Below are 22,574 nucleotides of genomic sequence, written 5' to 3'. Positions count from 1 at the left end.
GTGTAATTGCCTACCAGGTCAGTGACCTCGTAGGACTTTTCAAAGGAACCACCAACCTGCCGAAGCAGGCCGGGGTATCAACATATCTGGCGTTGACTTTTGGCACGCTGTTGAGTTCTCAAGGAACGGACGCTTCCTTTGTACTCACCCGCAGAACATTTTCTGAGGCTTTCCTCCGGGCGCTTCCCTTCGGTCTTGCGTTTCCGACTCTATCAGACTCTTTCGTGTCCGATTCCCGGTCGAAGCGGGCCGTGCTTTTCCGCTTTCCAGTTCTTCGCTTTCGCGTTTCCCTTTCCGGCGGCTCCGACTTTATCAGAAGTTCTGAGTCGGAATTCCCACCCCCCTGTGGGGGCATCGCGACGCACGAGTGCGCGGGTGCTTCCCGGTGAGGTGGAGACGTAAACGTACTGGAGCGGAGCGCCCCGATGCAAATCGGGGGCCCCGCTCCGGAGTTCGCGCCTGTCGGAGGGTCAGACCTCGACGACGACGGGGAGGATCATCGGGCGCCGGCGGTAGGTGTCGGACACCCACTTGCCCACCGTGCGGCGGATCAGCTGCTGGAGCTGGTGGGGCTCCATCACACCGTCCTGGGCCGACTTGTTGAGCGCCTCTTCGATCTTCGGCACCACGGCGGTGAACGCCGAGTCGTCGATGCCGGAACCGCGGGCCTGGATGTGGGGGCCGCCCACGATCTTGCCCGAGGTGCTGTCGACCACCAGGAACACCGAGATGATGCCCTCGTCGCCGAGGATGCGGCGGTCCTTGAGGGAGGTCTCGGTGACGTCACCGACCGAGAGGCCGTCGACGTACACGTATCCGGCCTGGACCTTGCCGACGATCTTGGCCTTGCCGTCGACCAGGTCGACCACCACACCGTCCTCGGCGATGACGATGTGGTCCTTCGGCACGCCGGTGAGCGCGCCGAGTTCGGCGTTGGCGCGCAGATGGCGCCACTCGCCGTGGACCGGCATCAGGTTCTTCGGCCGGCAGATGTTGTAGAAGTACAGGAGCTCGCCGGCCGAGGCGTGGCCCGAGACGTGGACCTTGGCGTTGCCCTTGTGGACGACGTTGGCGCCCCAGCGGGAGAGGCCGTTGATCACGCGGTAGACCGCGTTCTCGTTTCCGGGGATCAGCGACGACGCCAGGATGACCGTGTCGCCCTGGACGATGCGGATCTGGTGGTCGCGGTTGGCCATCCGGGACAGGGCGGCCATCGGCTCGCCCTGCGAACCGGTGCAGACGAGCACGACCTCGTCGTCCGGCAGGTCGTCCAGTGCCTTGACGTCCACGACGAGCCCCGCGGGAACCTTGAGGTACCCCAGATCGCGGGCGATGCCCATGTTGCGGACCATCGAGCGCCCGACGAAGGCGACCCGGCGGCCGTATTCGTGAGCCGTGTCGAGGATCTGCTGAATGCGGTGCACATGGCTGGCGAAGCTCGCCACGATGATGCGCTTCTGCGCGTTGGCGAAGACGTTGCGCAGGACGTTCTGGATGTCCCGCTCGGGCGGGACGAAGCCCGGGACCTCCGCGTTCGTGGAGTCGGAGAGCAGCAGGTCGATGCCCTCCTCGCTCAGCCGGGCGAAGGCGTGCAGGTCGGTGAGGCGGCCGTCCAGCGGGAGCTGGTCCATCTTGAAGTCACCGGTGGCGACGGCCATGCCCGCGGGCGTGCGGATGGCGACCGCGAGGGCGTCCGGGATGGAGTGGTTGACCGCGACGAACTCGCAGTCGAAGATCCCGATGCGCTCGCGCTGCCCCTCCACCACCTCAAGGGTGTACGGACGGATGCGGTGCTCCTGGAGCTTGGCCTCGATGAGCGCGAGGGTCAGCTTGGAGCCGATGAGCGGGATGTCCGGCTTCAGGCGCAGCAGATACGGGACGCCGCCGATGTGGTCCTCGTGGCCGTGCGTGAGGACGATGCCCTCGATGTCGTCCAGGCGGTCCCGGATGGTCGTGAAGTCCGGGAGGATCAGGTCGATCCCGGGCTGCTCCTCCTCCGGGAACAGGACGCCGCAGTCGACGACGAGCAGGCGGCCGCCGTACTCGAAGACCGTCATGTTGCGGCCGATTTCGCCGAGGCCGCCGAGCGGGGTGACCCGGAGGGCGCCCTTCGCGAGCTTCGGCGGGGTGCCGAGTTCAGGATGCGGATGACTCAAAAGACTCTCCTTACCACGCGCGCCACGTACCGCTTGGGCACGTGGCGCGCATGTCATTCGTGCACTTGCTGTTGTCTTGGGTGGTGCTGTGGCGCGGCTTGGTCCGCGTGTTCAGTTGTGACGCGTATGCAGTTGTGAAGTCCGTTGTCAGAGCTGTACCCCGCCGGCGGCGAGATCGATCTTGAGCTGAGCCGTTTCCTGGGCGGTGAGCTCCACCAGGGGCAGGCGCAGCGGGCCCGCCGGGAGGCCCTGGAGCGTCAGCGCGGCCTTGGTGGTGATCACGCCCTGGGTGCGGAACATGCCGGTGAAGACCGGCAGCAGCTTCTGGTGGATCTCCGTGGCCTTCTGTACGTCTCCGCCGAGGTGGGCCTCGATGAGGGCGCGCAGCTCGGGGGTGACGACATGGCCGACGACGGAGACGAGGCCGACCGCGCCGACCGACAGGAGCGGGAGGTTCAGCATGTCGTCGCCCGAGTACCAGGCGAGGCCCGACCGGGCGATGGCCCAGCTCGCGCGGCCGAGGTCACCCTTGGCGTCCTTGTTCGCGACGATGCGCGGGTGCTCCGCCAGCCGGACGAGCGTCTCCGTGTCGATCGGCACACCGCTGCGGCCGGGAATGTCGTAGAGCATCACCGGCAGGCCGGTGGAGTCGGCGATGGCGGTGAAGTGCCGCAGCAGACCCTCCTGCGGCGGCTTGTTGTAGTACGGCGTCACCGCGAGGAGGCCGTGGGCGCCGCTGCGCTCGGCGGTGCGGGCGAGCTCGACGCTGTGGCGGGTGTCATTGGTTCCGATGCCGGCGACGATGTGCGCCCGGTCGCCCACCGCTTCGAGGACAGCCCTCACGAGCTGGTCTTTCTCCGCGTCGCTGGTGGTCGGGGACTCGCCGGTGGTGCCGTTGATGATCAGGCCGTCGTTGCCTGCGTCCACCAGGTGGGTGGCGAGCCGCTGTGCGCCCTCGATGTCGAGAGCGCCGTCCGCCGTGAACGGCGTGACCATAGCGGTGAGGACCCGCCCGAAGGGGATCTGCGGAGTGGAGATCGGAGCCATGGGTAACACGCTACTCGTTGCTCGGCGCACGGTGCCCCCTCGGGGGGACAAGCAAGAGGAGCCCGGCACTGCCTGCTCGGGGGTTCAAGCAGTGCCGGGTCCGTTTGATCAGCCTAGATGAACTTCACGAAACGCCGCAATACGGACACCGCCCTATGGGGCCACGCGTCCATTTTTGTTGAAGGCTGCATGGGTGAGCGGCATGAGCCGCGCCCAGTGCGCCTCCATCTGTTCGCCGACCATCTCGATCTCCCGCTGCGGGAACGACGGCACCTTCGCCATCTCGTGCTGTGTACGCAGGCCGAGGAAGTGCATCAGCGAGCGGGCGTTGCAGGTGGCGTACATCGTGGAGAACAGGCCGACCGGGAGCACCGCTCGGGCCACCTCACGGGCCACGCCCGCGGCGAGCATCTCCTGGTAGGCGTCGTAGGACCGCCGGTAGGAGTCCTCCATGGCGCGGCTGGTGAGCGCGTGCTGCTCGGGCGTGCCCTCGACGAACTCGTACTTGCCGGGCCGTCCCTGCTGGATGAGCTTGCGGGACTCCCCCGGGACGTAGAAGACCGGTTCCAGCTCCCTGTAGCGGCCCGATTCCTCGTTGTACGACCAGCCGACGCGGTGCCGCATGAACTCGCGGAAGACGAAGATCGGGGCGCTGATGAAGAAGGTCATCGAGTTGTGCTCGAACGGACTTCCGTGCCGGTCCCGCATGAGGAAGTTGATGAGCCCCTTCGAACGCTCGGGGTCCTTGGTGACCTCCTCCAGGGACTGCTCGCCGGCCGTGGACACACGGGCTGCGAACAGTACGTCGGCGTCACCCGCGGCGGATTTCACCAGGTCAACGGTGACGTCGCTGCGGAAGTGGGCCTTTGTGGGCTCGGGGGTGTCGGTCACCGACGGGGTCCTTCCAATGGCATCGCTCGGGCGGCGTCCACTCTACGGGGCGCCCGATCGGCCCGAGGCAGGCACCGCCTTACCGGGAGTTCTTCGGATTTCTTCGGGCGAACCGGCGATTCAGGGCACCGATCGGGCCCGCTGTACGTCTGACTCAGTAGCACCACCCGAAAGCGAGTTCAAGGAGAGCCACCTCATGTTCCGCCGGCGTGAATCCGTCCCGTTCTCGTTCGTAGCCGAGGCCGACCGATTCCGCAGTAACGTCACTCCGCCCCCGCGGCCCCGCAGCACCGTCTCCGAGCGGGCAGGAAGCGCTCTGGTCTGCCTCGCCGTCGTCGCCGGACTCGCCGGGGCTCTGCTGCTCGGTCTGCCCGCGCTGGCCCCCGAGAAGTCGCCTGCGCACAGTCAGCAGACCGAGGCCGCGCACGCGCGCTGACCCGGACGGACCCCCTGGGGTGGTCCGTCCGGTCACCTCCTCGGTAGCCTCACCGGGCACAGCAATCGAGCGTGCTTGTGAGTGAGGATCAGTCGTGCCCCTGCCCTTCCTGACGGCCGACCGCGCGTTTGACGCGAACGCTGAGGACGTCGCGCTGCCGTTCGACGACCACGACAGCTGGCGGCGGCCCTACCGTCCCGGTCCGTGGCGGGTCGCCGCCGCGGCCGGTCTGTTGCTGCTCGCCTCTTTCATCCTGTTCGCGGGGATGATCACCGCGTTCGCCGGAGCGCTGCCCGGGGCGGGGGCGTGCCTCGCGCTCGCCCTCGCGATCATCCTGTGCGCGCTGCGCATGCTGCGGATCGGCGCCTGGGTGAGCCGGCACGGTGTGCGCCGCGTGGGCTTCTTCCGGACGACGACCGTGCCGTGGAACCGGGCCACCGCCGTACGTACGGTGCAGCAGCCGGTGAAGTGGCTCGGGTTGCCCCGTACGGTGCAGGGTCAGGCGCTGATCGTCGTCCGCAGGGGCGGGGACGCGGTGCCGCCGCTGCTCACCGACTCCAACGCGGACTTCCTTGCGCGGGGGGAGGCGTTCGATCGGGCCGCGGACACGATTGAGGCGTGGGGGGACGAGTACCGGCCGCAGTAGCCGGAGAGCGGGAAGAGCCGTCCGGCGGGTGAGGGTGTCCTCAATCGCCGGACGGCTCTTTTCTTTGTCCTCAGACGCCGGACGGGCTGGGGTGTGCGCCCGACGGGCCGGAGCGGTGGAGGGCGATTGCTCGTTGCATGGCCTTGCGGGCTCTGGGGGTGTCGCGGGCGTCCTGGTAGGCGACGGCCAGGCGGAACCAGCAGCGCCAGTCGTCGGGGGCGTCCTCGGTCTCCTCGCGGCGGCGTGCGAACACCGCGTCGGCGGAGTCACGGTCGATCCGGCCGCTGGGCGTACGCGCCAGCTCGTCGACCGGCAGACCGCCCTCGGCGTCCAGCTCGACGGCCAGGGCATTGGCCCTGCGGACGAACTGGGTGTTCTTCCACAGGAACCACACGCCGATCGCCGGCAGGACCAGCACGGCGATGCCGAAGGTCACCGTGATGAAGGTGCCGTGCTTGATGAGCAGGACGCCGCGGCTGCCGACCAGGACGAAGTAGAAGACGAGGACGGCTGCGGTGACGACGTAAGTGATCTTTGCGCGCATGGCGTGGCCAGTCAGTTCAGGTCGAGGAAGTGTTCCAGGCCGAACGTGAGGCCGGGAGTGGTCACCACACGGCGTGCGCCGAGCAGGATGCCCGGCATGAAACTGCTGTGGTGCAGGGAGTCGTGCCGGATGGTGAGGGTCTCCCCCTCCCCGCCGAGCAGCACCTCCTGGTGGGCCAGCAGGCCGCGCAGGCGGACCGAGTGGACCGGGATGCCGTCGACGTCCGCGCCGCGCGCCCCGTCCAGTGCCGTGCTGGTGGCGTCGGGCTGAGGGGCGCAGCCCGCCTCGCGGCGGGCGTCGGCGATGAGCTGGGCGGTGCGGGCCGCGGTGCCCGAGGGGGCGTCGGCCTTGTTGGGGTGGTGCAGCTCGATGACCTCGACGGACTCGAAGTAGCGGGCCGCCTGCTGCGCGAACTTCATGGTGAGGACCGCACCGATGGAGAAGTTCGGTGCGATGAGCACACCGGTCTCCGGGGAGGCGGAGAGCCAGGTGTTCAGCTGCGCGAGCCGCTCGTCGGTCCAGCCGGTGGTGCCGACCACCGCGTGGATGCCGTGGCCGACGCAGTAGTCGAGGTTCTCCATCACCGATGCGGGGGTGGTGAGCTCGACGGCGACCTGGGCGCCGGTCTCCGTAAGGGTCTCCAGCTTGTCGCCCCGGCCGAGTGCGGCCACCAGCTCAAGGTCGTCGGCGGCCTCGACGGCTCGTACCGCCTCGGAGCCGATACGGCCCCTGGCACCGAGGACGGCCACGCGCAGCTTGCTCATTGCTCTGCTTCCTTACGGGAGGGTCTGGGCACGGGAGGATTTAGGCGACCGCTTCGTGGAGGCGGCCGGCCTGCTTGTCCTTCAGCGGTCCGATGACGGAGAGCGAGGGGCGGTGTCCGAGAACCTCGCCCGCCACCGAGCGGACGTCGTCCGGTGTCACCTCGCCGATACGGGCCAGCATGTCGTCGACGGACATCTGCTCACCCCAGCACAGCTCGCTCTTGCCGATGCGGTTCATCAGCGCGCCGGTGTCCTCCAGGCCGAGGACGGTGGAGCCGGAGAGCTGTCCGATGGCGCGGCCGATCTCCTCGTCGCTCAGTCCGTCCGACGCGACCCGGTCCAGCTCGTCGCGGCAGATCTTGAGGACGTCGTGGACCTGGCTGGGCCGGCAGCCCGCGTACACACCGAAGAGGCCGCAGTCCGCGAAGCCGGAGGTGTACGAGTAGACGCTGTAGGCGAGGCCGCGCTTCTCCCGTACCTCCTGGAAGAGGCGGGAGCTCATTCCGCCGCCGAGCGCGGTGTTGAGGACGCCGAGGGCCCAGCGGCGCTCGTCCGTGCGGGCCAGTCCGGGCATGCCGAGGACCACGTGTGCCTGCTCGGTCTTGCGGCCCAGCACCTCGACGCGACCGGCGGTGCGCAGGGCGCGGGAGCCCTCGCGGGGCGCGGTGGGGACGGCGTCGGTATGGGTGAGGGCGCCGGCGCGTTCGAAGGCGCTGCGGACCTGGCGTACGACCGTGGCGTGGTCGATGTTGCCCGCGGCGGCGACGACCAGGCGGGTGGGGTCGTAGTGCTTCTTGTAGAAGCGGGCGATCTGGCCGCGGTTCAGGGCGTTGATCGTGTCGACCGTGCCGAGCACGGGGCGGCCGAGCGGGGTGTCGCCGAGCATCGTGTGCGCGAACAGGTCGTGCACACAGTCGCCCGGGTCGTCCTCCGTCATCGCGATCTCTTCGAGGATCACACCGCGTTCGGCGTCGACGTCCTCGGGTTCGATCAGCGAGCCGGTCAGCATGTCGCAGACGACGTCGATGGCCAGCGGCAGGTCCGTGTCGAGGACCCGTGCGTAGTAGCACGTGTACTCCTTCGCCGTGAAGGCGTTCATCTCGCCGCCGACCGCGTCGATGGCGGAGGAGATGTCGAGGGCGCTGCGCTTGGCGGTGCCCTTGAAGAGGAGGTGTTCGAGGTAGTGCGTCGCGCCGTTCAGGGCGGGGGTCTCGTCGCGTGATCCGACGTTGGCCCAGATGCCGAAGGTCGCGGAGCGTACGGAGGGCAGGGTCTCGGTGACGACGCGGAGACCGCCGGGGAGGACCGTGCGGCGGACCGTGCCGATGCCGTTGCTGCCCTTGAGGAGCGTTTGGGTACGGGCGACGGCCCGCCCCTCCGAGGAGGGGCGGGCCGTCGTCGCGGAACTACGGGACGTCACTTGTCGGCGTCGTCCTTCTTCTCGGACCCCGTGGCGGAGCCGCCATCGGACTCAGCACCCTCGACGACGGGGATGAGGGAGAGCTTGCCGCGGGAGTCGATCTCGGCGATCTCGACCTGGACCTTGGCACCGACGCCGAGAACGTCCTCGACGTTCTCCACGCGCTTGCCGCCGGCCAGCTTGCGGATCTGCGAGATGTGCAGCAGGCCGTCCTTGCCCGGCATGAGCGAGACGAACGCACCGAAGGTGGTGGTCTTGACGACCGTACCCAGGTAGCGCTCGCCGACCTCCGGCATGGTCGGGTTGGCGATCGCGTTGATCGTGGCGCGGGCGGCCTCGGCCTGCGAGCCCTGCTGGGCACCGATGTAGATGGTGCCGTCGTCCTCGATCGTGATGTCGGCGCCGGTGTCCTCCTGGATCTGGTTGATCATCTTGCCCTTGGGGCCGATGACCTCACCGATCTTGTCCACCGGGATCTTGACGGTGATGATCCGCGGGGCGTTCGGGGACATCTCGTCCGGGACGTCGATGGCCTCGTTCATCACGTCGAGGATGTGGAGGCGCGCGTCACGGGCCTGCTTCAGCGCGGCGGCCAGGACCGAGGCGGGGATGCCGTCGAGCTTGGTGTCGAGCTGGAGCGCGGTCACGAACTGCTTCGTACCGGCGACCTTGAAGTCCATGTCGCCGAACGCGTCCTCGGCACCGAGGATGTCGGTGAGGGCGACGTAGTGGGTCTTGCCATCGATCTCCTGGGAGATCAGGCCCATGGCGATGCCGGCGACGGCGGCCTTGAGGGGCACACCGGCGTTCAGCAGGGACATGGTGGAGGCGCAGACCGAGCCCATGGACGTCGAGCCGTTGGAGCCCAGCGCCTCGGAGACCTGGCGGATCGCGTAGGGGAACTCCTCGCGCGTCGGGAGGACCGGCACGATGGCGCGCTCGGCGAGCGCGCCGTGGCCGATCTCGCGGCGCTTGGGCGAGCCCACGCGGCCGGTCTCGCCGACCGAGTAGGGCGGGAAGTTGTAGTTGTGCATGTAGCGCTTGCGGGTCACCGGGGAGAGGGTGTCCAGCTGCTGCTCCATGCGGAGCATGTTGAGGGTGGTGACGCCCAGGATCTGGGTCTCGCCACGCTCGAACAGGGCCGAGCCGTGCACGCGCGGGATGGCCTCGACCTCGGCAGCGAGCGTACGGATGTCCGTGACGCCGCGGCCGTCGATGCGGACCTTGTCCTTGATGACGCGCTCGCGGACCAGCTTCTTGGTCAGCGCGCGGTAGGCACCGGAGATCTCCTTCTCGCGACCCTCGAAGGCCGGGAGGAGCTTCTCGCCCGCGATCTCCTTGATGCGGTCGAGCTCCGCCTCGCGCTCCTGCTTGCCGGCGATGGTGAGCGCCTTGGCCAGCTCGGTGCTGACGGCCTTGGTGAGCGCCTCCAGGACGTCGTCCTGGTAGTCGAGGAAGACCGGGAACTCGCCGGTGGGCTTGGCGGCCTTGGAGGCGAGGTCGGACTGGGCCTTGCAGAGCACCTTGATGAAGGGCTTCGCGGCTTCCAGACCGGCGGCGACGACCTCTTCGGTCGGGGCCTCGGCGCCGTCCTTGACAAGCTGGATGGTCTTCTCGGTGGCCTCGGCCTCGACCATCATGATCGCGACGTCGCCGTCCTCCAGGACGCGACCGGCGACGACCATGTCGAAGACGGCGTCCTCAAGCTCGGTGTGCGTCGGGAAGGCGACCCACTGGCCCTTGATCAGGGCGACGCGGGTGGCGCCGATCGGGCCGGAGAAGGGCAGGCCCGCCAGGATCGTGGAGGCGGAAGCGGCGTTGATCGCGACCACGTCGTACAGGTGGTCGGGGTTGAGCGCCATGATCGTCTCGACGATCTGGATCTCGTTGCGCAGGCCCTTCGCGAAGGAGGGGCGCAGCGGCCGGTCGATCAGGCGGCAGGTGAGGATCGCGTCCTCGGAGGGGCGGCCCTCCCGGCGGAAGAACGAGCCGGGGATCTTGCCGGCGGCGTACTGCCGCTCCTCGACGTCCACCGTGAGGGGGAAGAAGTCGAGGTTGTCCTTGGGCCGCTTGGATGCGGTGGTGGCCGACAGCACCATGGTGTCGTCGTCCAGGTACGCGACGGCGGAGCCTGCGGCCTGCTTGGCGAGGCGGCCCGTCTCGAAGCGGATGGTGCGGGTGCCGAAGGTTCCGTTGTCGATAACGGCCTGGGCGTAGTGGGTCTCGTTCTCCACTAGTGAATTCTCCATACTCGTCGTCTTTCGTCCTGGCGCCCGTGTGGCGTCGGACGGAGCGGAGAAGCGCGCCGTGTGTGCGGGGCCGGTCTTCGATCGAAGCTCCCGGGCGTTGTCCCGGGGGCCACTACCGAGGACCGGCGGCGGCTGTGGGCGCCTCTCCTCGTCTGTTGTTGTACGTCCAGGTTACTGAGGTTGCCCCCGGTACCGCACGTACGGCAAAGGGAGCGGCCCCCTGGGTGAGGGAACCGCTCCCTTGCACAGCGTCCTTACTTGGCGCCGCCGGCCGCACCGCGGCGGATGCCGAGGCGGTCGACGAGCGCACGGAAGCGCTGGATGTCCTTCTTGGCCAGGTACTGCAGGAGGCGGCGACGCTGGCCGACCAGGATCAGCAGACCACGACGGGAGTGGTGGTCGTGCTTGTGCGTCTTGAGGTGCTCGGTCAGGTCCGAGATGCGGCGCGAAAGCATGGCGACCTGAACCTCGGGGGAACCGGTGTCGCCCTCCTTCTGCGCGAACTCGGTCATGATCTGCTTCTTCGTAGCGGCGTCGAGCGGCACGCGGTACTCCTCTTGGTCTTCGATGCGCCCACGAGTGCCCCTGGTCTGGTTCTCAGGGGAGCTTGGGTGACTCGGGAGCGAGGGTCCGATGAGCGCAGTTCCCAGAACGAACCGGGAACGCGTACACAAACGGCCACAGCCAGGCTACCAGCCGTCCGGACCGGTCCCGACGGGTGTCAGCCGGTGAGCGCTCGCGCGGGGGGCGAGGGGGCCGAGGGGGCAGGGTGCCGCGGTCGAGCGCGACGGCGGCCGGCCACGGACGTCATGCCCCGGCGGTCGCGGGAGCGGGGTCGGTGGGAACGGGGCCGCGCATTTTCGTCGTCATCGACGACTACGACCTCGTCACGACGGGTACGGGCTGCCCGCCGGTCCCGCCCGAACTCCGCAGGGGCCTCGCGGGCGACGTACGAGCCGTCACGCAGCGTGTCCGGCAGTTGGACGCACAGGGCGTGGTGCTGTCGGGCGACCCGGCGGAGGGCGATCTCATCGGTGCGGCGCACGGGCGTCCGGTGCCAACAGGGCGCGGATGCTTCGCCACCCGGCGCGGTGGTGGCCGGCTCGTGCGGACCGCCTTGCTGCCGGAGCGGAGCTGAGGCCACCGGGGTGTCCGGGGCACAGTTCGCGGTCGCACGCAAGGGATTGACGGACCGGGCCCCCCGCCACCGCGGTCCCTGTACGGTGCCGTGCAGAGGCATGTACGGAAAGGAACCCTCACGATGGGCACGCAGGCGGAGAAGGACGAGCTGTACGCACTCGACATCTCGGGGGTGGAGTGGCTGAGTGCACCCGGGACCGAGCAGGACGAGGAGCGCGTCGAGATCGCTCATCTTCCCGGTGGAGCGGTGGCCATGCGGTCCTCGCTCGACCCGGACACCGTGCTCCGGTACACGGAGGCCGAGTGGCGTGCGTTCGTTCTGGGCGCCAGGGACGGCGAGTTCGACCTGAAGTAGGCACGGCCGGATACGCGGGAGGGGCACGTTCGGGTGAACGTGCCCCTCGGTGCGTCTGGCGGGTTTCGTTCAGTGGGCCCCGGTGAACAGGCGCGAGGCAAGGTATCGGTCACGACCTGGAGCGCTCCGTCCATCTCCTCTCCAGGCCCAGCAGATGTTCCGTGAAACACCGCGCGGATGCGGTTCGCCACCTCCTGGATGCCGGCCAGTTCGCCCTTCCGTCCCCCGCCGCACGAGATCCCCTGACCGGACCCTCGGGCTGCCGGGGGCCTGCGGGCGCCGGGCGCCACGGGCTACGGGCTACGGGCTACGGGCTACGGGCTACGGGCCGGTAGGCGATACCTGGATGGATGGCTCGGTTTCCCTATATAGATGTGCGCATTTGACCGCTTCGACTTTCACCCCCTGTCGCACTGGGTCCACTTGTGGGCAGTACGTGACGTACGGGACAGCTTTCGCGGTGCCGTACGGCCTGCCGTGGCGGGCCCTGCGGCGATTAGGGTGGGTCCGGACGCGGCAGAGAACCTGTGGGCAGGCCATGTGCGTCCCAGGGGGAGAGCCGGGCGGTTCGCGTTACGGGAACGCCCCCACCCACCACGGCACAAAGGGTGCTCGACCACATCAGGAGGCAAAGTGAACGGCGATCGGGACGAAATGCGCGGGGGCTGGGACAAGCCCGTCGACGAGTCGTCCGACGCGGAGCCCGCCGATGTGACGGGTGAGTTCACCATCGACTACACCCCGCCCGCCTGGTACACGCAGAACGCGCCGGGCGACTCCTCGGGCGGCGCCGGGACTCCCCTGACACCGCCCCCGCCGCCGAGCGGGGAGCCGGTGCCGCTGCCCGCGCCCGCGGCTCGCGGCGGCTTCGACCCCGACTGGGCACCGGCCCCGCCGGACTCCTCCGACGAAAGCGACCTGGAGAGCGGCGCCACGATGCGCTTCTCGTCCGCGGCGCTGAGGCGGGAGATCGCGGACCGGGAAGCCGAGGCCGAGCCGGTGAGCAGCGGCGCGGACAGCACAGCGGCAGCCGATACCGAGGCCGCTCCCGGCGCCGGCCCCGACTCCGCTTCCGGATCCGCCGGTTCGGGTGTGGGCGACACGGCTGCACGGGGCGACGCCCCGGGGACGGTCTTCGGCTACGAGCCCGAGGAAGCCGAGGAGCCCCCGGCTGCCGGAGAGCCCTCGCAGCCGTCGGCGGAGACCGGTGAGGCCTCGGTGGCCCCAGCGACGCCGGCGGCCTCGGTGACCCCGGCGGCCGATGCCCCCGACGCGTCCGACGCCGACGAGCCGGGCTCCTCACCGGCCGGCGAGGACGCCCCCGACGCCACGGCCGCGCCGTCCGGCAGCGACCCGTCCGGCAGCAACCCGTCCGACAGCACCCCGGACGACGAAGCGGCCGACGCCGCGTCAACCGGCGCCGCGTCAACCGGCGCCGCGTCAACCGGCGCCGCATCGACCAGCGCCGCGCTGCCGGACGCCGTCCCGGACTCGGCCCCCCTCGGCGTAACGTCCGACAGCGCGCCGCAGAGCGCGCCTCCCTCCCCCTGGGCTCCCGCTCCGGCACAGGGCGGACTCCCGCCGCTGCCGCCCTCCTTCCAGCCGGCCGCCCCCCAGCCCGAGGCCGAGCGGCCGCCCGCCCCGCAGCCGGAAGCCGCGCAACCGGCTGCCGCCGCGCACCCCGAAGCCCAAGCCCCTGTGCCGGCCCCGGCCCCGGCGCCGCAGTCCGGCTATGGCTTCCCCCAGCAGCCCCACCACCCCCAGCAGCCCCACCAACCGCAGCCGCAGCAGCCCTTCCCCGCCGCGAACCTCCCCGCACAACTCCCGCACGCACCCGCCCCGCAAGCCCCCCAGACACCCCAGACACCTCACGCCCCCCAGGCCCCCCAGCCGCAGGCAGCCTGGCCGGCGCAGCAGCTGCCTCAGCAACCGCAGCCGCAGGGGGGCTACGGCTTCCCGCAGGGCGCCCAGCCGCCGGCCCAGGGCGTCCCGAACGCGCCGGCCGAGGGCGGCACGCCGAATCTCCCCGCCCAGGTCCAGCCCCACCAGCAGCACCCGCAACAGCAGCCGCAGCCGCAGTACCCTCAGCAGTTCCCGCAGCAACAGCAGCAGTTCCCCCAGGGGCAGGGGCAGCCCATCGACCCCCGGTCCGGCACCGCATGGCCCACCCCGGTCACCCATGACCAGCGCGAGCGTTCGGTGCCGGGCGCGCCGCTCGGCTACACAGCGGCGGTGGAACTCACGGCCGACCGGCTGATCCGGGGCAAGCAGAAGGCGAAGAGCAGCCGCAACCCCTCGGGCGCCTCACGCTTCAAGCTGGGCGGCAAGAAGGAGGAGCAGGAGCGGCAGCGCAAGCTCGAATTGATCCGCACGCCGGTGCTCTCCTGCTACCGGATCGCGGTGATCAGCCTCAAGGGCGGCGTCGGCAAGACGACCACGACGACCGCGCTCGGCTCGACCCTGGCCAGCGAGCGGCAGGACAAGATCCTCGCCATCGACGCCAACCCGGACGCCGGCACGCTGGGCCGCCGGGTCCGCCGCGAGACCGGCGCGACCATCCGCGACCTGGTCCACGCGATCCCGCACCTCCACTCGTACATGGACATCCGCCGCTTCACCTCGCAGGCGCCCTCCGGTCTGGAGATCATCGCCAACGACGTGGACCCGGCGGTCTCGACCACCTTCAACGACGAGGACTACCGGCGCGCGATCGACGTGCTCGGCAAGCAGTACCCGATCATCCTCACGGACTCGGGCACCGGCCTGCTGTACAGCGCGATGCGCGGCGTACTGGACCTGGCCGACCAGCTGATCATCATCTCGACGCCCTCGGTCGACGGTGCGTCGAGTGCCTCCACGACCCTGGACTGGCTGTCGGCGCACGGCTACGCGGAACTCGTGCAGCGTTCCCTCACGGTCATCTCCGGGGTACGCGAGACCGGCAAGATGATCAAGGTCGACGACATCGTGCAGCACTTCCGTACGCGCTGCCGCGGGGTGGTCGTCGTCCCGTTCGACGAGCACCTGTCGGCGGGCGCCGAGGTCGATCTCGACATGATGCGGCCGAAGACCCGGGAGGCGTACTTCAACCTCTCCGCCCTGGTGGCCGAGGACTTCGCGCGTGCCCAGCAACAGCAGGGACTGTGGACGTCGGACGGCAGCGCACCGCCTCCGCAGTACGCCCCGCCGATGCCCGGTCAGCAGATCCCCGGCCAGCCGATGCCCGGTCAGCAGGCCCCGGGCCAGCAGCCGTACCCGTCGCAGCAGCCGTACGCACCTCAGCAGCCCCAGCACCCCCAGCAGCCCCAGGCCCCGTACCCCGGTCAGCCGTACGCGCCCCAGCAGCCGGGCCACCAGGGACAGCCCGGTCAGCCCTACCCGCCGCAGCAACCGCACCAGCAGCAGCCGTACGGCGGTCAGCAGCCCTATCCCGCGCAGCCGGGCCCCGGCGCCGGACAGAGCTGGCAGCAGCAGCCGCCCGCGCAGGGCCATCCGGGCCATCCGAACCCGCAGAATCCGCAGGGCGGTCCCGGACAGCCGAGCCAGCCCGGACAGCCTGGTCAGCCGGGTCGGACCGGTCAGCCGGGGGCGCCCGCGCATCCGGAACTCCAGGGGCCCGTCCCGCCCGCCGGATGGCAGCAGCAGCCGCCGCCAGCGCCTCAGCAGTAAGGCTTCAGAGGTCTGAACCAATGAGGGTCCGCATCGCCTCCGCGATGCGGGCCCTTTGTGCATTCCCGCAGACCACACGCCGTTTCGAGGACCGTTGACGCGGCTCGACCACCGCTGATAGACCTTCGCATCACCAGCCGGCGAACCAGAGTTCAACCCGCCTTCTCCGTGCGAGTCATGACGCGAGGACCCTGACCATGGTCGTAAGAGTTCCACCACCCTCCGCCCAGCCACGCTCACGTCTGCGTGTGCTCCTGGCCTCCGGCGCCGCCGCCCTCGCTCTCGCAGCCGGGTCCGTCGTACCGGGCATGCCCCTCGGGGCCGCGCCCCAGCAGGCGCAGGCCGCCGACAGCGGCAACAAGACGCTGACCGTCGCGGTCGCGCAGGGCATCGACTCCCTGAGCCCGTTCCTCGCCCAGAAGCTGCTGAGCACCAGCGTGTCCCGGCTCATGTACGACTTCCTGACGAACTATGACGCCAAGGACAACCACGCCATCCCGGGCCTGGCCACCAAGTGGGAGCCTTCGGCCGACAAGCTGACGTGGACGTACACCATTCGGACCGACTCGAAGTGGTCGGACGGGCAGCAGGCCACCGCCGAGGACGCGGCCTGGACGTTCAACAAGATCATGGACGACGAGGCCGCGGCCCAGGCCAATGGCAGCTTCGTCACCAACTTCAAGAAGGTGACGGCCCCCAGCCCCACCAAGCTGGTCATAGAGCTCAAGGAGCCGCAGGCCACCATGGCCGCGCTCGACGTGCCGATCGTGCCCAAGCACATGTGGGACAAGGTCGGGGACTTCGGGAAGTTCAACAACGACGAGGACTTCCCCGTCGTCGGCAACGGACCGTTCATCCTGACCGACTACAAGGTCGACCAGTACGTGAAGCTCAAGGCCAACAAGGACTTCTGGCGCGGGGCGCCGAAGTTCGACGAGGTGGTCTTCAAGACGTACAAGGACCAGGACGCGGCCGTCGCCGCGCTCCGCAAGGGCGAGGTCTCCTTCGTCGCCGGCTCGCCCGCGCTGACGCCCGCCCAGGCGAACTCGCTCAAGGGCGACAAGAACATCAAGGTCAACGAGGGTCCGGGGCGCCGATTCTTCGCGCTGGCCGTGAACCCCGGTGCGCAGACCAAGGACCGTAAGAAGTTCGGCGACGGCAACGAGGCGCTCCTCGACCAGAAGGTCCGCCAGGCGCTGTTCCTGTCGATCGACCGCAAGACGATCATCGACAAGGTGTTCCAGGGGCACGCCGTCGAGGGCAAGGGCTACATCCCGCCGCGCTTCCCTGAGTACGCCTGGGAGCCGTCCGCGAGCCAGACCCTCGCGTACGACCCCGACAAGGCGGGTCAGCTGCTGGACGAAGCGGGCTACAAGCTCAAGGGCGACAAGCGCGTCGGCAAGGACGGCAAGCCGCTCGACCTGCGCATCCTGTGCCACGCCACCGACCCGAACGACAAGGCGGTCGCCAAGTACCTGAAGGAGTGGTGGGGCGACCTCGGCATCGGACTCAAGGTCGACTGCCTCGACGACGTCTCCGTGCCGTGGTTCGCCGGTGAGTACGACCTCGCCTTCGACGGCTGGTCCGTCAACCCGGACCCGGACTTCGTCCTCGGCATCCACACCTGCGCCGCGCTGCCCGTCAAGGCCAAGCAGAGCGCGGCCACGGACGACTTCATCTGCGACGAGACGTACGACGGGCTCTACAAGAAGCAGCTCGCCGAGTACGACCCCGCCAAGCGGGCCGACATCGTCGGCCAGATGCAGTCGTGGCTGTACGACTCCGGGTACATGAACGTCATCGCGTACCCGAACGCGGTCGAGGCCTACCGCACCGACCAGATCAAGTCGATCACGACCATGCCCGAGGCGGCCGGCAACATCTACGGCCAGGACGGTTACTGGAGCTGGTGGTCGGCCGTACCGGCGAGCGGCAGCGGTGACTCGGACAGCAGCGGCTCCGGCTCCTCCACCGGTGTGATCATCGGCATCGTGGTCGCGGTCGTGGTCCTCGCAGGTGGTGGCTTCCTGATCTCGCGGCGCCGCCGCACCACGGCGGACGATCGCGAGTAGGTTCTCGAACGGGATGCGAGGCACCGGCCGGCGCGGGCGCGGCACCAGGCCCGCGCCGGCCGGTTTCTCCAGGAACGACACGAGTAACGAGAGTTCCCATGACAGCTGACAGCACTCCGGCGCTCGTGAAACAGGCGGACGCGGACGGCCCGGCTCCGGCCGGTCCGTCGGCCGCCCGCGGTCCACGGGCGCGCAACACCAAGGCCTATCTGAAGTACGTGGCCGCCAAGATCGCGGGCGCCGTCGTCTCGCTGTTCGCGGTTCTGGTCACCAGCTTCTTCCTCTTCCGGCTCATTCCGAGCGACCCGGTCAAACAGATGACGGGCGGCCGGCGCGTATCGGCCGAACAGCTCGAATCGCTGCGCCACCAGTTCGGTCTCGACCAGCCGATGTGGCAGCAGTTCACCAGCTATGTGAAGGACGCGCTCACCGGCGACTTCGGCACCTCGTTCGCGTACCACGCACCGGTCGTCGACAAGATCGTCGAGAAGCTGCCGGCCACGCTGCTGCTCACCGGCACCGCCTATGTCCTGTACAGCCTGCTCGGCATCTGGCTCGGGACCCGGACCGCCTGGCGCAACGGCTCCGCGAGCGACCGGTTCAACACCGCGCTCGCGCTCACCCTCTACTCCGTGCCGTCGTTCTGGCTCGGACTGCTCCTGATCATCGTCTTCTCGGTGGGCGTCGGCCCGATCCCCGGGATGTTCCCGACGGGCGGGATGTCCGCGGGCGACGGGGCGAGCGGCTTCGCGTACGTCATGGACGTCGCGCACCACATGGTGCTTCCCGTCATCACCCTCGTCGCGGTCGGCTACGCGCAGACACTGCTGGTGATGCGTTCCTCGCTGCTGGACGAGATGGGCAGCGACTACCTGACGACCGCCCGCGCCAAGGGTCTGCGGGACGACACGGTGCGCCGCAAGCACGCCGTGCCCAACGCGATGCTGCCCACCTTCACCCTGATGTTCGTCAATCTGGGCCATGTGGTGGCCGGGCAGATCCTGGTGGAGACCGTGTTCTCCTGGCCCGGTCTCGGCTCGCTCTTCTACCAGGGCCTGAGCACCCCCGACCTGCCGCTCGTCCAGGGGCTGTTCTTCGTCTTCGCCACCGCCGTGATCCTGGCGAACACCCTTGCCGATGTGCTGTATCCGCTGCTCGATCCCCGGGTGGGCCGATGACGACGACCGATTCCACTCCGAAGCCCGCGCCCGAGCCCACGCCGACTCCGCCCCCGGCGCAGACCGAGCCGGGCAAGAGCGCCCGCGCGCTGGCCCGAGCCCGCAAGCGCCACTCCCTGGCCCGCTTCTGGCGGGAGTACCGCAAGCACAGGGGCGGCATGTGGGGCCTGGGCTGTCTGGTGCTGATCGCGGTGATCGCCCTGGCCGCGCCCCAGCTGGTCGGCGCCGACTCGCAGAACGTGACCACGGCGCCCGGCGGCGCGCTGGAGTCGCCGAGCGGCGAGTTCCCGCTCGGCACCGACCAGTTCGGGCGGAGCGTGCTCGCGCTGCTGGTGTGGGGGGCGCGCGTCTCGCTCACCGTGGGGCTGCTCGCGGCGTTCCTCTGCGTCGCCATCGGCACGATCGTCGGGATCGTCGCGGGTCACTTCCGCGGCTGGTACTCGACCGTGCTGATGCGGGTCACCGACTGGTTCCTGGTGATGCCGACCCTGGTGCTCGCCATCGCGCTGGCCACGGTGATGGACCGCTCCCTGTGGACCATCATCATCGCGATCGGCGTCACGACCTGGCCGACCACCGCCCGGCTGGTGCGGGCACAGACCCTCGCCGTGGAGTCCCGCCCGTACATCGAGCGCGCCCGCGCGCTCGGCGGCGGCCACGGCCACGTCATGATCCGGCACGTCCTGCCGAACGTGATGCCGCTGGTGCTCGCCCAGACCACGCTGGTCATCTCCAGCGCGATCCTCACGGAAGCCACCCTGGCCTTCCTCGGGCTCGGCGACCCGACCATCACCTCCTGGGGCAGCATGCTCCAGGACGCGCGTGCCGCGGGCGCGGTGAGCGCCGGTGACTGGTGGTACCTGGCACCGCCCGGCATCGCCATCGCCCTGGTGGCCCTGGCGTTCACGCTGTGCGGCCGCGCGATCGAGTCCGTCCTCAATCCCAAGCTGGGGGTGGCCCGTTGAGCACGACGAGCATCCGCAAGACGCCGCTCCTCGAAGTCCGCGACCTGACGGTGACGTACGCCGGCGGGGCCCGGGCGGTCCGCGGGGTGAACCTGGAGGTCGAGGCGGGGCGCAAGCTCGGCATCGCCGGGGAGTCCGGCTGCGGGAAGTCCACGCTGGCGCTGGCCCTGCTGCGGCTGCTGCCCGCCGGCACGAAGGTGACCGGCGAGATCCTGCTGAACGGCGAGGACGTCCTCGCGATGAAGTGGGGCCAGGTCAGGGCCGTGCGCTGGGCCGGCGCCTCGATCGTCTTCCAGGGCGCCATGCACTCGCTGAACGCGGTGCACCGCATCGGGGACCAGATCGCCGAACCGATCATGCTGCACAAGAAGGCCACCCAGGCCGCCGCGCGCAAACGGGCCGGCGAACTGCTGGAGCAGGTGGGGCTGCCCGCCGCCCGGACGGACGCCTACCCGCACGAGCTCTCCGGCGGGCAGCGGCAGCGCGTGATGATCGCGATGGCGCTCGCCTGCGACCCCGGCCTGATCATCGCCGACGAGCCGACGACGGCCCTCGACGTGATGATCCAGGCCCAGATCCTGCGGCTGATCGAGCAGCTGGTATCCGAGCAGGACCTCGGCCTGATCATGATCAGCCACGACCTCGCGGTGCTGTCCGACACCTGCGACCGGCTCGCCGTGATGTACGCGGGCCGGGTCGTCGAGCAGGGTCCGGCGACCGAGGTCTACGAGAACGCGCACCACCCGTACAGCAAGGCCCTGTCGGGCGCCTTCCCGCGCATCGGGGACCCGGCCTCCCGGTTCGCGCCCCGGGGCCTGCCCGGCGATCCGCCCGACCCGTCGGCGCTGCCGGCCGGCTGCACCTTCCACCCGCGCTGCGCCGTGGCCCTGGACTCCTGCGCCACGCTGGACCAGGAGCTGCGGGACGCGGGCCCCGGGCGGCAGGCCGCTTGTGTGCTGGTGGGTCCGGAGGGGGCCGGGGACCCGGTCCTGCCGGGCGCCGAGGAAGCAAGGAGCACAACATGACGACCACCCCCGTGGACCTGCTCAGCGCGCAGGGGCTCCGGATCACCTTCCCCGGCCGGCACGGGGCCGAACCGGCGCGTGCGGTGGACGGGGTCGACCTGGACATCCGGCCCGGCGAGATCGTCGCCCTGGTCGGCGAGTCGGGGTGCGGCAAGACGACTCTGGCCCGATCGCTGCTGGGTCTCGTCCCGCCGACGGCCGGGCAGGTCACCTTCGACGGCAAGCCGCTGGACTACCGCAGCCGGGCGCTCAAGGCGTACCGCAAGCGGGTGCAGCTGGTGCTCCAGGACCCCAGCGGTTCGCTGAACCCGCGCCACACCGTGTACGACGCGGTGGCCGAGGGGCTGCGCATCCACGGGTACGGGGGCGACGAGCGGCAGGCGGTGCACGACGCGCTGTCGCGGGCCGGGCTGCGGCCTCCGGAACGGTTCTTCCTGCGCTACCCGCACGAGCTGTCCGGCGGCCAGCGCCAGCGCGTCGTGATCGCGGGGGCGCTGGTCCTGGAGCCGGAGCTGATCGTGGCCGACGAGCCGGTCGCCTCGCTCGACGCTTCGGTGCGCGGGGAGATCCTGGCGCTGCTGCTGCGGCTGCGCGAGGAGCTGGGGCTTTCCGCCCTTGTGGTGACGCATGATCTCGGTCTGGCGTGGAACATCGCGGACCGGGTGGCGGTGATGTATCTGGGCCGCATCGTGGAGACGGGTGACGTCGAGCAGATCCTGACGGCCCCGCGCCATCCGTACACCCAGGCCCTGCTGTCCGTGCTGCCGGAGGCGGAGGGCGATCCGGTCGTGCTGACCGGTGAGCCGCCGGACCCGTCCAGGGTTCCGTCCGGCTGCCGCTTCCACGCCCGCTGCCAGGTGCTGGCCTCGGGTGCGGCGGAGCGGGCGGGCGTCGCGGACGCGTGCCGTACGCAGGACCTGCCGGTGCTGGCGGGCGGCGGCGAGACACAGGTGGCGTGCCACTGGGCCACCGCGAAGGCGGCGGTGTCCTGAGGTGGCGGTGCGGGTTTCCCGGCCGCACCGGCCGACAAACCCGCACCGCCACCCGGGGTTCAGCCTCGCTCGGCCGCCGCGACCAGTTCGCTGCACCGCTTCACGTCGGCGGCCATCGCCACGAGCAGGTCGTCGATCGTGTCGAACTTCAGCATGCCGCGTACGTACGCGAGGAAGTCCACGGCGACGTGCAGGCCGTACAGGTCGAGGCCGACGCGGTCGATCGCGTACGCCTCCACCGTGCGCTCGGTGCCGTCGAACTGGGGGTTGGTGCCGACCGAGATCGCGGCGGGCATCGCCTCGCCGTTCGCGTGCAGCCAGCCCGCGTACACGCCGTCGGCGGGGATCGCGGTGTGCGGCAGGGTCTCCACGTTGGCGGTGGGGAAGCCCAGTTCGCGGCCGCGCTGGGCGCCCCGGACGACGATGCCCTCGACGCGGTGCGGCCGCCCCAGGATCTCGGCGGCCCCGGCCACATCCCCCTCGGCGACCAGGCGGCGGGTGAGGGTGGAGGAGAACGGCTCTCCGCCGCCCGCCTCGCCGCGCACCCGCAGGTCGATGACCTCGACGCGGTAGTCGTGGGTGGCGCCCAGCTCGGTCAGCAGCTCGACGTTCCCCGCGGCCTTGTGGCCGAAACGGAAGTTCGGTCCCTCGATGACCAGACAGGCGTGCAGCTTGTCGACCAGCACCTTCGCGATGAAGTCGGCCGGGGCGAGCTGCGAGAACTCGGTGGTGAACGGCAGGATCAGCATCGCGTCCACGCCCAGCTCCGCCATCAGCTCCGCACGCCTGTGGTGCGGGGCGAGCAGCGGCGGATGGCTGCCGGGGCGGACGACCTCGCTGGGATGCGGGTCGAAGGTCACGACGACCGACGGCACGCCGAGCTCGCGCGCCCGCTCGACGGCGCGGCCGATGATCAGCTGGTGTCCGCGGTGCACCCCGTCGTAGGAGCCGATGGTGACGACGCTGCGTCCCCAGTCCTGGGGGATGTCCTCCAAGCCACGCCAGCGCTGCACTCTGACCGCTCC

At 69.9% G+C, this 22,574-nt stretch carries 20 protein-coding genes; 11 read left to right on the top strand and 9 right to left on the bottom strand.

What is annotated here, in order from left to right; all coding sequences use genetic code 11:
* Positions 1 to 389: hypothetical protein (locus B082_RS39805; RefSeq protein ID WP_234018141.1), on the top strand; the 389-nt coding region annotated here is incomplete at its 5' end.
* Positions 390 to 470: 81 nt separating this feature from the next.
* Here the strand turns inward: B082_RS39805 and B082_RS0111045 are convergent.
* From B082_RS0111045 to thyX, 3 genes are all read right to left on the bottom strand, one after another.
* Complete coding sequence (locus B082_RS0111045; protein ID WP_018551855.1) at positions 471 to 2,156, bottom strand: ribonuclease J; 1,686 nt, start codon at positions 2,154 to 2,156, stop codon at positions 471 to 473.
* A gap of 147 nt (positions 2,157 to 2,303) precedes the next feature.
* Positions 2,304 to 3,203 carry a 4-hydroxy-tetrahydrodipicolinate synthase gene (gene dapA / locus B082_RS0111040; RefSeq protein WP_018551854.1) on the bottom strand — a complete coding sequence of 300 codons (900 nt, stop codon included), beginning with the start codon at positions 3,201 to 3,203 and terminating at the stop codon, positions 2,304 to 2,306.
* Between the two features lie 153 nt (positions 3,204 to 3,356).
* Complete coding sequence (thyX, locus tag B082_RS0111035) at positions 3,357 to 4,094, bottom strand: FAD-dependent thymidylate synthase (protein ID WP_018551853.1); 738 nt, start codon at positions 4,092 to 4,094, stop codon at positions 3,357 to 3,359.
* Positions 4,095 to 4,290: 196 nt separating this feature from the next.
* Here thyX and B082_RS0111030 point away from each other — a divergent pair, with 196 nt between their 5' ends.
* Positions 4,291 to 4,530, top strand: a complete 240-nt coding sequence (locus B082_RS0111030; RefSeq protein ID WP_018551852.1) for a hypothetical protein — start codon at positions 4,291 to 4,293, stop codon at positions 4,528 to 4,530.
* 94 nt (positions 4,531 to 4,624) lie between these two features.
* On the top strand, positions 4,625 to 5,176 hold the full coding sequence (locus tag B082_RS0111025; protein WP_018551851.1) for a hypothetical protein: 552 nt from the start codon (positions 4,625 to 4,627) through the stop codon (positions 5,174 to 5,176).
* Positions 5,177 to 5,246: 70 nt separating this feature from the next.
* On the opposite strand, the gene B082_RS0111020 is transcribed toward B082_RS0111025, so the two are convergent.
* From B082_RS0111020 to rpsO, 5 genes are all read right to left on the bottom strand, one after another.
* The gene (locus B082_RS0111020) at positions 5,247 to 5,720 is read right to left on the bottom strand and encodes a tetratricopeptide repeat protein (RefSeq protein ID WP_018551850.1); all 474 of its coding nucleotides are present in this window, start codon (positions 5,718 to 5,720) and stop codon (positions 5,247 to 5,249) included.
* A gap of 11 nt (positions 5,721 to 5,731) precedes the next feature.
* Positions 5,732 to 6,484: a 4-hydroxy-tetrahydrodipicolinate reductase gene (gene dapB / locus B082_RS0111015; protein WP_018551849.1), complete on the bottom strand. Its 753-nt coding sequence runs from the start codon at positions 6,482 to 6,484 to the stop codon at positions 5,732 to 5,734.
* Between the two features lie 40 nt (positions 6,485 to 6,524).
* Positions 6,525 to 7,904: a M16 family metallopeptidase gene (locus B082_RS0111010; RefSeq protein ID WP_018551848.1), complete on the bottom strand. Its 1,380-nt coding sequence runs from the start codon at positions 7,902 to 7,904 to the stop codon at positions 6,525 to 6,527.
* Positions 7,901 to 10,138: a polyribonucleotide nucleotidyltransferase gene (locus B082_RS0111005; protein WP_018551847.1), complete on the bottom strand. Its 2,238-nt coding sequence runs from the start codon at positions 10,136 to 10,138 to the stop codon at positions 7,901 to 7,903. Before B082_RS0111005 ends, B082_RS0111010 begins: the two co-directional genes overlap by 4 nt.
* Positions 10,139 to 10,407: 269 nt before the next feature.
* Positions 10,408 to 10,698: a 30S ribosomal protein S15 gene (gene rpsO / locus B082_RS0111000; protein WP_018551846.1), complete on the bottom strand. Its 291-nt coding sequence runs from the start codon at positions 10,696 to 10,698 to the stop codon at positions 10,408 to 10,410.
* A gap of 293 nt (positions 10,699 to 10,991) precedes the next feature.
* Here rpsO and B082_RS0110995 point away from each other — a divergent pair, with 293 nt between their 5' ends.
* The 8 genes from B082_RS0110995 to B082_RS0110960 all read left to right on the top strand — a co-directional run bounded on the left by B082_RS0110995 (position 10,992) and on the right by B082_RS0110960 (position 21,549).
* The gene (locus B082_RS0110995) at positions 10,992 to 11,291 is read left to right on the top strand and encodes a hypothetical protein (protein WP_018551845.1); all 300 of its coding nucleotides are present in this window, start codon (positions 10,992 to 10,994) and stop codon (positions 11,289 to 11,291) included.
* 123 nt (positions 11,292 to 11,414) lie between these two features.
* Positions 11,415 to 11,648: a DUF397 domain-containing protein gene (locus B082_RS0110990; RefSeq protein WP_018551844.1), complete on the top strand. Its 234-nt coding sequence runs from the start codon at positions 11,415 to 11,417 to the stop codon at positions 11,646 to 11,648.
* Between the two features lie 633 nt (positions 11,649 to 12,281).
* Complete coding sequence (locus tag B082_RS0110985; RefSeq protein WP_018551843.1) at positions 12,282 to 15,317, top strand: SCO5717 family growth-regulating ATPase; 3,036 nt, start codon at positions 12,282 to 12,284, stop codon at positions 15,315 to 15,317.
* A 197-nt stretch (positions 15,318 to 15,514) separates the two neighbouring features.
* Positions 15,515 to 17,389, top strand: coding sequence for an ABC transporter substrate-binding protein (locus tag B082_RS0110980; RefSeq protein WP_026249655.1), 1,875 nt, complete (start codon positions 15,515 to 15,517; stop codon positions 17,387 to 17,389).
* Between the two features lie 98 nt (positions 17,390 to 17,487).
* Positions 17,488 to 18,567 carry an ABC transporter permease gene (locus B082_RS0110975; protein ID WP_018551841.1) on the top strand — a complete coding sequence of 360 codons (1,080 nt, stop codon included), beginning with the start codon at positions 17,488 to 17,490 and terminating at the stop codon, positions 18,565 to 18,567.
* Positions 18,564 to 19,532 (top strand): ABC transporter permease, encoded by a 969-nt coding sequence (locus B082_RS0110970; RefSeq protein ID WP_018551840.1) that lies wholly within the window; start codon positions 18,564 to 18,566, stop codon positions 19,530 to 19,532. Before B082_RS0110975 ends, B082_RS0110970 begins: the two co-directional genes overlap by 4 nt.
* Positions 19,529 to 20,557 (top strand): ABC transporter ATP-binding protein, encoded by a 1,029-nt coding sequence (locus B082_RS0110965; protein ID WP_018551839.1) that lies wholly within the window; start codon positions 19,529 to 19,531, stop codon positions 20,555 to 20,557. Before B082_RS0110970 ends, B082_RS0110965 begins: the two co-directional genes overlap by 4 nt.
* Positions 20,554 to 21,549, top strand: a complete 996-nt coding sequence (locus B082_RS0110960; RefSeq protein WP_018551838.1) for an ABC transporter ATP-binding protein — start codon at positions 20,554 to 20,556, stop codon at positions 21,547 to 21,549. Before B082_RS0110965 ends, B082_RS0110960 begins: the two co-directional genes overlap by 4 nt.
* Before the next feature lie 59 nt (positions 21,550 to 21,608).
* Here the strand turns inward: B082_RS0110960 and B082_RS0110955 are convergent, their stop codons facing one another.
* On the bottom strand, positions 21,609 to 22,562 hold the full coding sequence (locus tag B082_RS0110955) for a bifunctional riboflavin kinase/FAD synthetase (protein WP_078622548.1): 954 nt from the start codon (positions 22,560 to 22,562) through the stop codon (positions 21,609 to 21,611).
* Positions 22,563 to 22,574: the final 12 nt, after the last annotated feature.

Source organism: Streptomyces sp. ATexAB-D23, assembly GCF_000373645.1.
Lineage (GTDB): Bacteria > Actinomycetota > Actinomycetes > Streptomycetales > Streptomycetaceae > Streptomyces > Streptomyces castrisilvae.
The sequence above is the reverse complement of the archived record's forward strand: the minus strand, read 5'-3'. Positions and strand labels throughout refer to the sequence as shown.

Excerpts from the sequence above, each read along its gene's own strand:
- B082_RS0110980 (WP_026249655.1), top strand. The coding sequence starts at position 15,515 with ATGGTCGTAAGAGTTCCACCACCCTCCGCCCAGCCACGCTCACGTCTG.
- B082_RS0111030 (WP_018551852.1), top strand. The coding sequence starts at position 4,291 with ATGTTCCGCCGGCGTGAATCCGTCCCGTTCTCGTTCGTAGCCGAGGCC.
- B082_RS0110990 (WP_018551844.1), top strand. The coding sequence starts at position 11,415 with ATGGGCACGCAGGCGGAGAAGGACGAGCTGTACGCACTCGACATCTCG.
- B082_RS0110970 (WP_018551840.1), top strand. The coding sequence starts at position 18,564 with ATGACGACGACCGATTCCACTCCGAAGCCCGCGCCCGAGCCCACGCCG.
- B082_RS0111020 (WP_018551850.1), bottom strand. The coding sequence starts at position 5,720 with ATGCGCGCAAAGATCACTTACGTCGTCACCGCAGCCGTCCTCGTCTTC.
- dapA (WP_018551854.1), bottom strand. The coding sequence starts at position 3,203 with ATGGCTCCGATCTCCACTCCGCAGATCCCCTTCGGGCGGGTCCTCACC.
- B082_RS0110960 (WP_018551838.1), top strand. The coding sequence starts at position 20,554 with ATGACGACCACCCCCGTGGACCTGCTCAGCGCGCAGGGGCTCCGGATC.
- dapB (WP_018551849.1), bottom strand. The coding sequence starts at position 6,484 with ATGAGCAAGCTGCGCGTGGCCGTCCTCGGTGCCAGGGGCCGTATCGGC.
- B082_RS0110975 (WP_018551841.1), top strand. The coding sequence starts at position 17,488 with ATGACAGCTGACAGCACTCCGGCGCTCGTGAAACAGGCGGACGCGGAC.